Origin of the sequence: Citrobacter sp. wls615, assembly GCF_005281355.1 — a bacterium.
Taxonomy (GTDB): domain Bacteria; phylum Pseudomonadota; class Gammaproteobacteria; order Enterobacterales; family Enterobacteriaceae; genus Citrobacter; species Citrobacter werkmanii.
This window is the reverse complement of the sequence record NZ_SZXM01000026.1, coordinates 130,580-143,349: the sequence shown is the minus strand read 5'-3', so window position 1 is coordinate 143,349 and position 12,770 is coordinate 130,580. Positions and strand designations below refer to the sequence as shown.

At 55.2% G+C, this 12,770-nt stretch carries 13 protein-coding genes; 9 read left to right on the top strand and 4 right to left on the bottom strand.

Going from position 1 to position 12,770, the window contains the following annotated elements; all coding sequences use genetic code 11:
* Window positions 1–61 precede the first annotated feature (61 nt).
* The 7 genes from xthA to FDX04_RS08950 all read left to right on the top strand — a co-directional run bounded on the left by xthA (window position 62) and on the right by FDX04_RS08950 (window position 7,191).
* Window positions 62–868: an exodeoxyribonuclease III gene (gene xthA, locus FDX04_RS08980; RefSeq protein ID WP_038640136.1), complete on the top strand. Its 807-nt coding sequence runs from the start codon at window positions 62–64 to the stop codon at window positions 866–868.
* A 223-nt stretch (window positions 869–1,091) separates the two neighbouring features.
* Window positions 1,092–1,748 carry a TVP38/TMEM64 family protein gene (locus tag FDX04_RS08975; RefSeq protein ID WP_170975153.1) on the top strand — a complete coding sequence of 219 codons (657 nt, stop codon included), beginning with the start codon at window positions 1,092–1,094 and terminating at the stop codon, window positions 1,746–1,748.
* Window positions 1,745–2,455: a TVP38/TMEM64 family protein gene (locus FDX04_RS08970; RefSeq protein WP_137370817.1), complete on the top strand. Its 711-nt coding sequence runs from the start codon at window positions 1,745–1,747 to the stop codon at window positions 2,453–2,455. Before FDX04_RS08975 ends, FDX04_RS08970 begins: the two co-directional genes overlap by 4 nt.
* A 31-nt stretch (window positions 2,456–2,486) precedes the next feature.
* A complete protein-coding gene (locus tag FDX04_RS08965; protein ID WP_137370816.1) occupies window positions 2,487–3,656 on the top strand; it encodes an ABC transporter substrate-binding protein in 1,170 nt (389 codons plus the stop codon).
* On the top strand, window positions 3,629–5,164 hold the full coding sequence (locus FDX04_RS08960; protein WP_137359993.1) for a thiamine ABC transporter permease: 1,536 nt from the start codon (window positions 3,629–3,631) through the stop codon (window positions 5,162–5,164). Before FDX04_RS08965 ends, FDX04_RS08960 begins: the two co-directional genes overlap by 28 nt.
* Window positions 5,164–5,796 (top strand): ATP-binding cassette domain-containing protein, encoded by a 633-nt coding sequence (locus FDX04_RS08955; RefSeq protein ID WP_042308867.1) that lies wholly within the window; start codon window positions 5,164–5,166, stop codon window positions 5,794–5,796. Before FDX04_RS08960 ends, FDX04_RS08955 begins: the two co-directional genes overlap by 1 nt.
* A gap of 87 nt (window positions 5,797–5,883) precedes the next feature.
* Window positions 5,884–7,191 carry a sulfurtransferase gene (locus FDX04_RS08950; protein ID WP_137370815.1) on the top strand — a complete coding sequence of 436 codons (1,308 nt, stop codon included), beginning with the start codon at window positions 5,884–5,886 and terminating at the stop codon, window positions 7,189–7,191.
* Window positions 7,192–7,235: 44 nt separating this feature from the next.
* On the opposite strand, the gene FDX04_RS08945 is transcribed toward FDX04_RS08950, so the two are convergent.
* On the bottom strand, window positions 7,236–7,859 hold the full coding sequence (locus FDX04_RS08945) for a CDP-alcohol phosphatidyltransferase family protein (protein WP_079224499.1): 624 nt from the start codon (window positions 7,857–7,859) through the stop codon (window positions 7,236–7,238).
* Window positions 7,852–8,421: a carboxymuconolactone decarboxylase family protein gene (locus tag FDX04_RS08940; protein WP_069324284.1), complete on the bottom strand. Its 570-nt coding sequence runs from the start codon at window positions 8,419–8,421 to the stop codon at window positions 7,852–7,854. Before FDX04_RS08940 ends, FDX04_RS08945 begins: the two co-directional genes overlap by 8 nt.
* Before the next feature lie 79 nt (window positions 8,422–8,500).
* On the opposite strand from FDX04_RS08940, the gene FDX04_RS08935 reads away from it, so the two are divergent.
* Entirely contained in the window at window positions 8,501–8,914 is a 414-nt protein-coding gene (locus FDX04_RS08935; protein ID WP_165407492.1) for a pyrimidine (deoxy)nucleoside triphosphate diphosphatase, read from the top strand.
* Here FDX04_RS08935 and FDX04_RS08930 read toward each other — a convergent pair.
* Window positions 8,874–9,149 (bottom strand): YnjH family protein, encoded by a 276-nt coding sequence (locus FDX04_RS08930; RefSeq protein ID WP_042308875.1) that lies wholly within the window; start codon window positions 9,147–9,149, stop codon window positions 8,874–8,876. The genes FDX04_RS08935 and FDX04_RS08930 overlap by 41 nt on opposite strands.
* Window positions 9,150–9,386: 237 nt before the next feature.
* Here FDX04_RS08930 and gdhA point away from each other — a divergent pair, with 237 nt between their 5' ends.
* Window positions 9,387–10,730 (top strand): NADP-specific glutamate dehydrogenase, encoded by a 1,344-nt coding sequence (gene gdhA / locus FDX04_RS08925; RefSeq protein WP_038640089.1) that lies wholly within the window; start codon window positions 9,387–9,389, stop codon window positions 10,728–10,730.
* A gap of 89 nt (window positions 10,731–10,819) precedes the next feature.
* Here the strand turns inward: gdhA and topB are convergent, their stop codons facing one another.
* Window positions 10,820–12,766, bottom strand: coding sequence for a DNA topoisomerase III (gene topB, locus FDX04_RS08920; RefSeq protein ID WP_038640087.1), 1,947 nt, complete (start codon window positions 12,764–12,766; stop codon window positions 10,820–10,822).
* Between the last annotated feature and the right edge of the window lie 4 nt (window positions 12,767–12,770).

Sequence of the window (12,770 nt, the reverse complement as noted above, 5' to 3'; positions counted from 1 at the left end):
TCAGCCAGCGGAAATTCTGCTACCATCCTTGCACTATTCATCTTGCAAAACGGCAGCGACTATGAAATTTGTCTCTTTTAATATCAACGGCCTGCGTGCCCGTCCTCATCAACTGGCAGCCATTGTCGAAAAACACCAACCGGATGTGATTGGCTTACAGGAGACAAAAGTCCACGACGACATGTTCCCTCTCGAAGAGGTAGCAAAGCTGGGTTACAACGTCTTTTATCATGGTCAGAAAGGTCATTACGGCGTGGCGCTGCTAACGAAAGAAACGCCAATCGCAGTGCGTCGTGGCTTCCCGGACGATGGCGAAGAAGCGCAGCGTCGTATCATCATGGCGGAAATCCCATCCCCTCTGGGCAGCATTACCGTGATCAACGGCTATTTCCCGCAGGGCGAAAGCCGTGACCACGAAACCAAATTTCCGGCCAAGGCCGCGTTTTACCAGAATCTACAAAACTATCTGGAGACTGAACTGAAACGCGACAATCCGGTATTGATCATGGGCGATATGAACATCAGCCCAACCGATCTCGATATCGGCATTGGCGAGGAAAACCGTAAACGCTGGCTGCGTACCGGTAAATGTTCCTTCCTGCCGGAAGAGCGTGAGTGGATGGAGCGTCTGCTGGGCTGGGGCCTGGTGGACACCTATCGTCATGCTTATCCTGAAAAAAATGACCAGTTCTCGTGGTTTGATTACCGCTCAAAAGGCTTTGATGATAACCGTGGCCTGCGTATCGATCTGCTGTTAGCGAGCAACCCACTGGCGGAGCGCTGCGAAGAAACCGGCATCGACTATGAGATCCGCAGCATGGAAAAACCGTCCGATCATGCGCCGGTATGGGCTAAATTCCGCGTCTGACCTCCTGCGATTTTTCACTCTCCGGGCCTCGCCTGGAGAGTCTGTTTATTCTGTGTAAAATCAATAAATCGACGGTAATACATTGTTGTGTCCGGGAATTTATTATATCTTCGCGCGCACTTTTCGCTGACGAAAACGCTGCGTTACACTCGGTTTTACAGGAGAACCCCCATGAAAAAGAAGTTCGCATAACGCAGAATACCGGCTGCTGATCGTCGCGGTCCTGTTCTGCATTCTGGCGGGAGTTTTCCATTATTTCGGCCTGACCGACCTGATAACCAATTTCCAGCATTTACAAGACGTCATCCGCCAAAGCGGTATGTTCGGCTATACGCTTTACATCTTGCTGTTTATCATCGCGGCGCTGTGTCTGATCCCCGGCAGTATTCTGGTGATCGTCGGCGGTGTGCTGTTTGGCCCTGTCACAGGGACGCTTGTCTCGTTAGTGGCGGCAACCGTCGCCTCGGCGCTGTCGTTTTTGCTGGCTCGCTGGCTTGGTCGGGAACTACTGCTGAAATACGTTGGGCACACGGCGACTTTTCAGGCAATCGAGAAAGGCATCGCCCATAGCGGATTGGACTTTCTGATCCTGACCCGACTCGTCCCACTGTTCCCCTATAATATTCAAAATTACGCCTATGGACTGACGGCTATTCCGTTCTGGTCATTTACTGTGATATCCGCGGTAACCACCTTGCCCGGCATCTTTATCTATACGCTGATGTCGCACGAACTGGCCAGCGAAGGCATGACTCTGGCATTTGTCGGCAAACTCAGCGTTGCGGGCCTGGCGTTATTCATTCTTATTCAGGCGGCAAAAGCCTGGGCCAGATATAAACATATCGATCCGTCGTCCAGCCACGAGTGCGCAGGTAAATGACAAAGCTGAACAAAGCGCGATTAACCCGCTATTACCGGACAGGATTAATAGTTGTGCTGCTGCTCGCGCTGATGGCATGGATGTGGATACCTGGCGTCAGTGATTTTCTCCGGGGCAGCCTGGCGGCGTTTACTACGCTGGATCAACGCGCTCTTGAGAACTTCATTCGTTCGTATGGGACCCAGGCGGCGGTTGTATCGTTCTTCCTGATGATCTTACAGGCCATCGTCGCGCCGCTTCCCGCCTTTGTGATTACGTTTGCCAATGCCTCGCTGTTTGGCGCGTTTTGGGGCGGCGTACTGTCCTGGAGCAGCGCGATGGTCGGCGCAGCGCTGTGCTTTTTTATTGCCCGCGTTTTGGGTCGCAGTGCGGTGGAAAAGCTGACCGGGAAAACAGTGCTGAACAACATGGACACTTTTTTCGAACGTTATGGCAAGCACACTATTCTCATCTGTCGCCTGTTGCCTTTTGTGCCCTTCGACCCGGTAAGCTATGCCGCAGGCCTGACCTCGATTCGTTTTCGCCACTTTCTCTTCGCCACCGGCTTCGGTCAGTTACCCGCCACGATTGTCTATTCGTGGGCCGGTAGCCTGTTAACCGGCGGTACATTTTGGTTTGTTACCGGCCTGTTCATCCTGTTTGCCCTGAGCGTGGTGATTGCAGGAGCAAGAAGCCTTTACCTTGAGCGTCAACGGAAGAAAACCTGAGACATACGCCATTTTTAGCAATGGAGATATTATGCGTTACTGCTTATTGTGCCTGAGTTTGCTGCTCTGCCCGCTGGCGGCTTTTTCCCAGGACGCCAGCTGGCAGCAAATCAAAAATGACGCCCGCGGTCAGACGGTATGGTTCAACGCCTGGGGTGGCGATAACGCCGTTAATCAGTATCTCGACTGGGTTAGCGGCGAGATAAAAACGCACTATGCCATTAACCTGAAAATTGTGCGGCTGGCGGATGCCGCCGACGCCGTTAAACGCATCCAGACCGAGGCGGCATCCGGGCGAACAACCGGCGGTTCTGTCGACTTATTGTGGGTAAACGGTGAAAACTTCCGCACTTTAAAAGGCGCTGGCCTGCTGCAAACCCAGTGGGCGCAGGCATTGCCTAACTGGCGCTATGTTGATACCCGGAAACCAGTCAGTGAAGACTTTGCCATCCCCACGGAAGGGGCAGAATCGCCATGGGGCGGCGCACAGCTAACCTTCATTGCCAGACGCGATCTCACTGCCCAGCCGCCGCAATCCCCGCAGGCATTGCTTGAATTTGCGCAGGCGCACCCTGGCACAGTAACTTACCCGCGCCCGCCAGACTTTACCGGCACGGCTTTTCTCGAGCAGTTGCTGATTATGCTTACCACGGAACCGCAAGCATTGAAAGTTGCGCCCGATGCCGCCACATTCGCCAACGTTACCGCTCCGTTATGGCATTATCTTGACGCTCTACACCCTGTACTATGGCGTGAAGGCAAAGATTTTCCGCCCACGCCTGCGCGGATGGATGCGTTGCTGAATACCGGTACGCTGCGTTTATCATTGACCTTTAACCCAGCCCACGCGCAGCAAAAAGTGGCCAGCGGCGAATTGCCCAAAACCAGCTATAGTTTTGGTTTCTCACAGGGCATGATCGGCAACGTGCATTTTGTCACTATTCCGGCGAATGCCCGCGCCAGCGCCGGAGCCAAAGTCGTGGCAAACTTCCTGCTGTCTCCCGAAGCGCAACTGCGTAAAGCTGACCCTGCTATCTGGGGAGATCCTTCGGTGCTTGATCCGCAAAAACTGCCAGACGAACAGCGTGACGCCCTGCTGGCGTATATCCCGCTAGGACTCCCTGCCGTACTGCCAGAACCACATGCAGCCTGGGTAAACGCTCTGGAACAAGAATGGCTACGCCGCTACGGTACGCATTAATTCTGTTGCTGTGGGGCATCATGACGGCAGTTTATCTGCCGCTGGTGCCTGCAACGTTCTCTCTGCTAGCCCCAGCGCTTAGCACCACGCACTGGCTGGCGCTGTTTGACGATCCTCAACTCCCGCAGGCGTTGCTGGCAACGCTGGTTTCCGTAAGTCTGGCGGCGTTCGGCGCACTGTCCATTGCGCTGTTGGCGATCCTCTTTTTGTGGCCCGGCGCTGGCTGGGCGCGACTGTGCTCACGCCTGCCGTTGCTGCTGGCGATCCCGCACGTCGCATTCGCGACCAGCATGCTGTTGATTTTTGCCGAAGGCGGCATGCTCTGGCAGTGGCTGCCTTTTCTCAACTCGCAACCGGACCGCTATGGGATTGGACTTGGCATCACGCTGGCGGTGAAAGAGAGCGCCTTTTTGTTGTGGATCCTCTCAGCCCTGCTGAGTGAGAAACAACTTTCACAACAGGTTATCGTCCTGGATTCGCTGGGTTACAGCCGTTTGCAATGCCTGAACTGGCTGGTTCTGCCCTCCATCGCCCCTGCTTTAGGCAAAGCCATGCTGGCAGTCGTGGCCTGGTCACTCTCCGTTGTGGATGTGGCCATCGTCCTTGGCCCCGGAAATCCGCCCACGCTTGCCGTGCTGAGCTGGCAATGGCTCAGCCAGGGTGATGCCGAACAGCAGGCCAAAGGTGCACTCTCCAGCCTGCTGCTGGTGTTGTTGCTATTTATCTTCGCGCTGGTGGGCTATCTGTTCTGGCGTGGCTGGCGGAGCATGATTCCGGCAGTAAACGGAATACGCCTGCGTTTTTCGTCCGCTACAATCGCACGCCCGCTGGTACAACTTTTGCCCATCAGCGGAGTGGTATGCTCCCTGGTACTGGCGCTTTCCGCCAACTCTTCATCGCTCAACAGCGAGGCGCTCAGCAATAGTCTGCAACTGGGACTCATCTCCAGCGTGCTGGGATTACTGATACTCTTTGCGTGGCTGGAATGGGGACCGCAAACCGGACACCGTTGGGTCTGGCTGCCCATTATCCTGCCCGCGCTGCCGCTGGTCACCGGACAGTATCTGGTGGCGTTATATACCGGACAAGATGGGCTGATGACGACCATCATCTGGGGCCACCTGCTGTGGGTGATGCCATGGATGCTGTTTGTGCTCAAACCGGCGTGGCAACGCATTGACCCACGATTGATTCTGATTGCACAAACGCTGGGCTGGGCGCGAGGCCGCATATTTTGGCGGGTAAAATGCCCGCTGCTGTTACGCCCGGCACTGATCGCCTTCGCGGTTGGCTTCTCGGTCAGTATTGCCCAATATATGCCAACCCTGTGGTTAGGAGCCGGACGCTATCCCACCCTGACCACCGAGGCGGTGGCATTAAGCAGCGGCGGCAGCACGGCTATTTTAGCGACACAGGCGCTATGGCAACTTCTGTTACCGCTATCCGTTTTCGTACTGACGGCGTTTTTCGCCGCGTGGCTCGGCCGCTTTCGACAAGGACTCCGTTAATGCTCATCGTTCAAAGCCTTTCAGTGTACCGGGGCGCGACAACGCTACTGAAAGACGTGAATTTCCAGGTTAACAAAAGTGACATCGTCACTATCATGGGACCTTCCGGTAGTGGTAAGTCTTCGCTGTTTTCGTGGATGGTCGGCGCATTATCCCCTCAGTTTCAGGCTTCAGGCGAACTGTGGCTCAATGAACGGCGCATAGACACGCTGCCCACCGCGCAGCGCCAGATTGGCATCCTGTTCCAGGATGCGTTGCTATTTGACCATTTCAGCGTTGGGCAGAATTTACTGCTGGCCTTACCCGCCAGTTTGCAAGGTTCCGCCAGACGCCATACTGTTGAAAACGCCCTTACGCGCGCGGATCTGGCAGGATTTTATCATCGCGACCCGGCCTCACTCTCCGGCGGTCAACGATCGCGTGTCGCCCTGCTGCGCGCCCTGCTGGCTCAGCCTCAGGCGCTGCTGCTCGATGAACCCTTTAGCAGACTGGATGCGTCGCTACGCGATACCTTTCGCCAGTGGGTCTTTACCGAGGTGCGCAAGTTGAATATTCCGGTGGTACAAGTTACGCATGATGCGCAGGATGTCCCGCCAGCAGGCCGTGTATTACAGATGGAAAACTGGGCGTGAATGTGGCGATATGCTGCGTTAACGCAAGGTTTTAACTTAACCGGCGGCACAGAATGTCGTCTTCTTTTTTCAACGTCGGGCTATTCGATGAAACGTGTTTCTCAAATGACCGCGCTGGCACTGGCTTTAGGGCTCGCTTGCGCTCCTTCCTGGGCTGCTGAAACAGCACAGACCCTCACCCTCAACCAGTTACAGCAAAAGCAAGGCGCGGCGATCGATACCCGTCAGAGCGCTTTTTACAACGGCTGGCCGCAATCGCTCAATGGTCCTTCCGGACATGAACCCTCCGCACTGAACCTGTCTGCCGCCTGGCTCGACAAAATGAATGATGAACAACTCAATGCCTGGGTTAAGGCGCATCAGCTGAAAACCGATGCGCCGGTGGCGTTATATGGCAGCGATAGCGAGATACAGGCCGTTAAATCCCGCCTGCAGAAAGTCGGTTTTAGCCATATTTTAACCCTCAGCGACGCCCTTGCGGATCCTGCCCGCCTGCAACGTCTGCCGCACTTCGAACAACTGGTTTACCCGCAGTGGCTGCACGACCTGCAGCAGGGAAAAGACGTGACCGCCAAGCCGTCGGGTGACTGGAAAGTGATTGAAGCCGCCTGGGGCGCGCCGAAGCTGTATCTGCTCAGCCATATCCCTGGTGCGGGCTACATTGATACCAACGAAGTCGAAAGCGAACCGCTATGGAATAAAGTTTCCGACGCGCAGCTCAAAGCCATGCTGGCAAAACATGGTATTCGCCACGACACCACGGTGATTTTATACGGTCGTGATGTCTATGCCGCCGCGCGCGTGGCGCAAATCATGTTGTATGCAGGCGTGAAAGATGTGCGTCTGCTCGACGGCTGGTGGCAAACCTGGTCAGATTCAGGTTTACCGGTGGAACGCGGAACGCCGCCGACGGTGAAAGCGGCTCCTGATTTTGGCGTTGCTATCCCTGCCCAACCACAACTGATGCTGAATACGGAACAGGCTCGCGGCCTGCTGCATCGCCAGGATGCGTCGCTGGTCAGCATCCGCTCGTGGCCTGAGTTTATTGGTACCACCAGCGGCTATAGCTACATCAAGCCAAAAGGTGAGATCGCAGGCGCACGCTGGGGCCACGCGGGGAGTGATTCCACGCATATGGAAGATTTCCATAACCCGGACGGCACCATGCGCAGCGCGGATGATATCGCCGCCATGTGGAAACAGTGGAATATCACGCCAGACCAGCAGGTTTCTTTCTACTGCGGCACCGGCTGGCGTGCTTCAGAAACGTTTATGTATGCTCGTGCGATGGGCTGGAAAAACGTCTCTGTTTACGACGGTGGCTGGTATGAGTGGAGCAGCAATCCGAAAAACCCGGTCGCCAGCGGTGAACGGGGTCCGGACAGCAGCAAGTAAAATGGTCATGATTGCCGGATAAGCGCATCCGGCAACGCAAGACATTACGCCTGACGCTGAACCGATTTCAGCGTCAGATATCCGCTCCAGATCCGGGTGAACGTCGTCATCCAGCACAGCGCGCCAAAGACCCACGCCAGCACGGCAAAATATCCCGGGAACAAACAGCCCAAAACAAACAGCAAAATAGTCTCAGTGCCTTCGGTTAGCCCTCCCAGATAATAAAACGATTTATGCGCGTAGCCTGGGTTATCAATATCGTATTTCGCTGCCAGGGCTGCGAAGGCGAGGAAGCTGCTACCAGTACCCATAAACGCAAACAACAGCCAGCCCCCAGCCAGTGCGTTTTGCGCAGGTGCGGCAAGAATAAAACCAAACGGTACTAAGGCGTAAAACAGAAAATCGAGTGAGATATCGAGAAATCCTCCCGCGTCGGTTAGCCCTCTGCGCCGTGCCAGCGCCCCGTCCAGCCCGTCAAACAAGCGATTAAGCACAATGACCACCAGCGCCGCCAGATACCAGCCTAACGCCAGAAATGGCAGGGCCAACACGCCGATAGCAAAACCGACCAGCGTCAGGCCATCCGGGGTAATCGCTGGTTTATCAATAATGCCCACACCGCGATGCAACAGCGGTTTTAACCGTGGATGAAGATGACGGTCAAGCATGCGGGCGTCCTTTAAAACTGTCGCACAGTCCTTGCGCAGGAATATCGAGGGCGGCATTAAAACGCGCCGAGAGATTTTGAAACGCAATCAGCGCGGTCATTTCAGTAATGACGTCATCGGTAAAATGCTGCTTCATTTGCGTTTTCAGCGCATCGTCTACCTGCGGTGGCGTGGCGGTCACCGCATCCGCATAGGCCAGCGCTATGCGCTCTTCTGCGTTAAACAGCGCTGATTCTTGCCAGTTGGCGACCTGCAAGACTTTATCCAGCGCGCCACAACGTTCCGCCAACCGCAAACTGTTGGCATCAACGCAGAAAGCACAGTGGCATACCTGAGAAACGCGGGTCATTAACAATGCGCGCATCACTGGCGTTAAGCGCGCCTTTTTACGCTCCAGAAAGCCGACAAACAGCGCCACCAGCCAGAACAGAAACGGCATCCGCCCCCACCAGCGCGTGGGATGCAGCACATCGCCATAATGTTTTTTCTGCGTCGCGACGAGCGGTTGCAAACTGGAGGGAATACGCGTTAACGGACTTACCCACGAGTGAGGATCGTTCAACGATGACTCCTGAATACTTTAGATAACTCAAAGATAAATATAGTATGTCATTTTCTGCTGTTAGATCTTGATGAATATGATGAAAACCCTCGACGTGGTCGCTGCTATCATTGAACGTGATGGCAAAATTTTACTGGCTCAACGTTCGCCGGATGCGGATCAGCCAGGCATGTGGGAGTTTGCTGGCGGTAAGGTTGAGGCGGGCGAAAGTCAGCCCGAGGCGCTGATCCGCGAACTGCGTGAAGAGTTAGGCATCGACGCAGTCGTTGGGCGCTATATCGCCAGCCACCAACGTGAGGTTTCGGACCGGCTGATCCATTTACATGCCTGGCATGTGCCGTCTTTTCAGGGAGAACTGAATGCGTATGAACATCAGGATATTGTCTGGTGTTCACCCGAAGAGGCGCGGCGTTATCCGCTGGCGCCTGCCGATATCCCACTGTTAGAAGCCTTTATTCTTTTACGCGCCGCCAGACCAGCGGATTCGTGCTGATCGTTTTATCATCGCGCTGGCACTGAAGCAGTACACCATCCGCTTTAATCACCGCCCCTTCGGAATAGTTTTGATCCTGGTAAATACAGCACTGACTACAGGGCTGCGCTCGCTGCCCGCTGGAACTGAACACTTCCGGCGGCACATTCACCTGCACATCCGGGCGATAAAGCTGATTTGCCAGCGTCGCGCTGGACACCAATACCAACGCTACTGCCATGATTAAACGGCGCATATTCTTTCCTTTGTGACTGACAGTTATGCTCAGTATAACGGTATAAATCGGCAGAAACTTTAGTCCCTCCCGTCATCGTTTTTGGTTATGACCCACGCCACGATATTAATTTACTTAGCGGGGTTAATTTTTTCTTGCGTCCCGTCACGCTGCTGGTGGTATAGTCAAAAACTGCAAAACACTTAACACAAATATCAAAAATATAACCATATCAATACATAAGAGGTTTTTATATCTATGGATCAGACATGTTCTCTGGAGTCGTTTCTTAACCATGTACAAAAGCGCGACCCAAACCAAACCGAGTTCGCGCAAGCCGTTCGTGAAGTGATGACGACGCTGTGGCCCTTCCTTGAGCAAAACCCACGTTATCGCCAGATGTCGCTGCTGGAGCGTCTGGTTGAGCCGGAGCGCGTAATCCAGTTCCGCGTAGTCTGGCTCGACGATCGTAATCAGGTGCAGGTTAACCGTGCGTGGCGCGTGCAGTTTAGCTCCGCCATTGGCCCATACAAAGGCGGTATGCGTTTCCACCCTTCCGTAAACCTGTCGATCCTGAAATTCCTCGGTTTCGAGCAGACCTTTAAAAATGCCCTCACCACGCTGCCGATGGGCGGGGGTAAAGGCGGGAGTGACTTCGACCCGAAAGGTAAAAGCGAAGGTGAAGTGATGCGTTTCTGCCAGGCGCTGATGACTGAGCTGTTCCGCCATTTAGGTCCCGATACCGACGTTCCGGCGGGCGATATCGGCGTGGGTGGTCGTGAAGTCGGCTTTATGGCCGGGATGATGAAAAAACTGTCCAACAACAGCGCCTGCGTCTTTACCGGTAAAGGTCTCTCTTTCGGCGGCAGCCTGATCCGCCCGGAAGCGACCGGCTATGGCCTGGTGTACTTCACCGAAGCGATGCTTAAACGTCATGGCCTCAGCTTTGAAGGCATGCGCGTGGCGGTCTCTGGCTCCGGTAACGTTGCACAATTCGCCATTGAGAAAGCCATGGAATTTGGCGCCCGGGTGGTGACCGCTTCCGACTCCAGCGGCACAGTGGTCGACGAAAGTGGATTTACCAAAGAAAAACTGGCGCGTCTGTGCGCGATCAAAGACAGCCGTGACGGTCGCGTGGCGGATTACGCCCGGGAGTTTGGCCTGACCTATCTCGAAGGCAAGCAGCCGTGGTCGGTTCCGGTCGATATCGCCCTGCCGTGCGCCACCCAGAACGAACTTGATGTCGACGCGGCGCGCGTACTAATCGCCAACGGCGTGAAAGCTGTCGCCGAAGGGGCCAACATGCCGACCACCATCGAAGCCACCGACCTGTTCCTCGAAGCGGGCGTTCTGTTCGCGCCGGGTAAAGCCGCCAACGCCGGTGGCGTAGCGACCTCCGGTCTGGAAATGGCGCAAAACGCCGCACGTCTGGGCTGGAAAGCGGAGAAAGTGGACGCGCGCCTGCACCACATCATGCTGGATATTCACCATGCCTGCGTTGAATACGGCGGCGAAAGCAAACAAACCAACTATGTACGTGGCGCCAACATCGCGGGCTTCGTGAAGGTTGCCGACGCGATGCTGGGCCAGGGTGTGATTTAATATTGTCTCTGTAGAACCGTAGGCCGGATAAGGCACGGGGGCTGCATCCGGCAAAGCCTGATGGTGCTACGCTTATCAGGCCTACAGACTTACACGCCTGCCTCTTCGGATGGCGGGCTTTTTTTCGCCGGGCGTTTACGCGGCGCGCTCTTTTTCTTATCGCCACCACTGCCACCCGGCGCGACAATTCCCCGGAAGCGCCGTACCGGCGTACTGCGCGCCTGATCGATGAGCTGATACAGCGTTCCCACCAGCGGCTGCATGAAATCCTGATAACGACACTGTTTTTCGCTGATTTGGGTCAGAATAGATTCCCAGTGCGCCGTCATATCCGGACGCGTCGCCATTTCCGGCAGCGAGTGAAACAACGCTTTTCCGGCATCGGTCGAATGGATATAGCGCCCTTTTTTCACCAGGAATCCGCGTTTAAACAGCAGCTCGATAATCCCGGCGCGCGTCGCTTCCGTACCTAATCCATCCGTGGCGCGCAGGATCTTTTTCAGATCTTTATCCTGCACAAAGCGCGCAATCCCGGTCATCGCTGACAGCAACGTCGCATCGGTAAAATGGCGTGGCGGCTGAGTCTGACGTTCAACCACTTCGCCTTTTTCGCACAGCAATTCATCGTCTTTAGCCACCACCGGCAACGGCGTCCCGTCGTTATCTTCATCGCGCTCCTTATTGCCAAGCAGCGTGCGCCATCCGGCCTCCGCCAGAAAACGCGCTTTGGCGACAAACTTGCCTTTGGCAATATCCAGCTCAATAACGCACTTGCGGAATACCGCATCCGCACAAAACTGCATCAGATACTGACGGGCAATCAGGTTGTAAATTTTCGCTTCGTTGTCATTCAGGTTGATGGACGAACTGCGCGCGGTAGGAATGATGGCGTGGTGGGCATCCACCTTTTTATCGTCCCAGCAGCGGTTTCGCGTATCGGGATCCACCGCGGGTTGCGGAAGCAGATCCGGCGCATGAACGCTAATTGCGTTCATTACCGCATGACGTCCGGCAAAATGTTCTTCCGGCAGATAACGGCTATCCGAACGCGGATAAGTAATCAATTTATGGGTTTCATACAGTTTCTGGCAGATATCCAGAACGTTCTGCGCGCTCAAACCAAAGCGTTTCGCCGCTTCAATCTGCAACGCCGACAGCGAAAACGGCAGCGGCGCGGATTCTGATTCCCGTTTATCGTTATAGCTGGTAACGAGCGCCGGCTGCCCGCTAATACGGTTCACCACGTGTTCGGCCAGCGTACGATTCAGCAAGCGCCCTTCTTCGTCCTGATACGGCTCACATGCTTCGCTGGGCTGCCAGATAGCGGTAAACCGCTCATCGGCGGGCGTCACGATATGCGCTTTCACTTCAAAGAAATCTTTGGCGACGAAGTTTTCAATCTCTTCATCGCGACGCACAACCAGGCCGAGCACCGGCGTCTGTACGCGCCCGACCGAGAGCACACCCTGATAGCCTGCGTTTCGCCCAAGAATGGTGTAAGCACGGGTCATATTGATGCCGTACAGCCAGTCTGCCCGCGCCCGCGCCAGGGCCGACACGCACAGCGGGATGAACTCACTGTTGGCGCGCAGACGCTCAATAGCCCGTTCGACAGCCTGCGGGTTGAGGTCATTGATCAGACAACGTTGCACCTGCTGGCGCTTTTCGGGAGCCAGTTGCAGGTAATCCAGCACTTCATCCACCAGCAGTTGTCCTTCACGATCGGGGTCTCCTGCGTGAATAACTTCGCTGGCTTCATGTAAAAAGCGCTTGATAACGTTGAGCTGTTTGGTCACCGAAGGACGCGGCTGCAGTTGCCACTTTTCCGGGACAATCGGTAGATCGACCAGACTCCAGCGCGCATAACGGCTGTCGTAGGCGTCTGGCTGCGCCTGCTCAAGCAGGTGACCAATGCACCAGGTCACCACTTGTCCGTTTCCGCATTCAATAAAACCGTCACCTTTGCGATGCGGCTTTGGCAGCACATCGGCGATAGCGCGCGCCAGACTCGGTTTTTCGGCAATAAACAACCGCATCGAG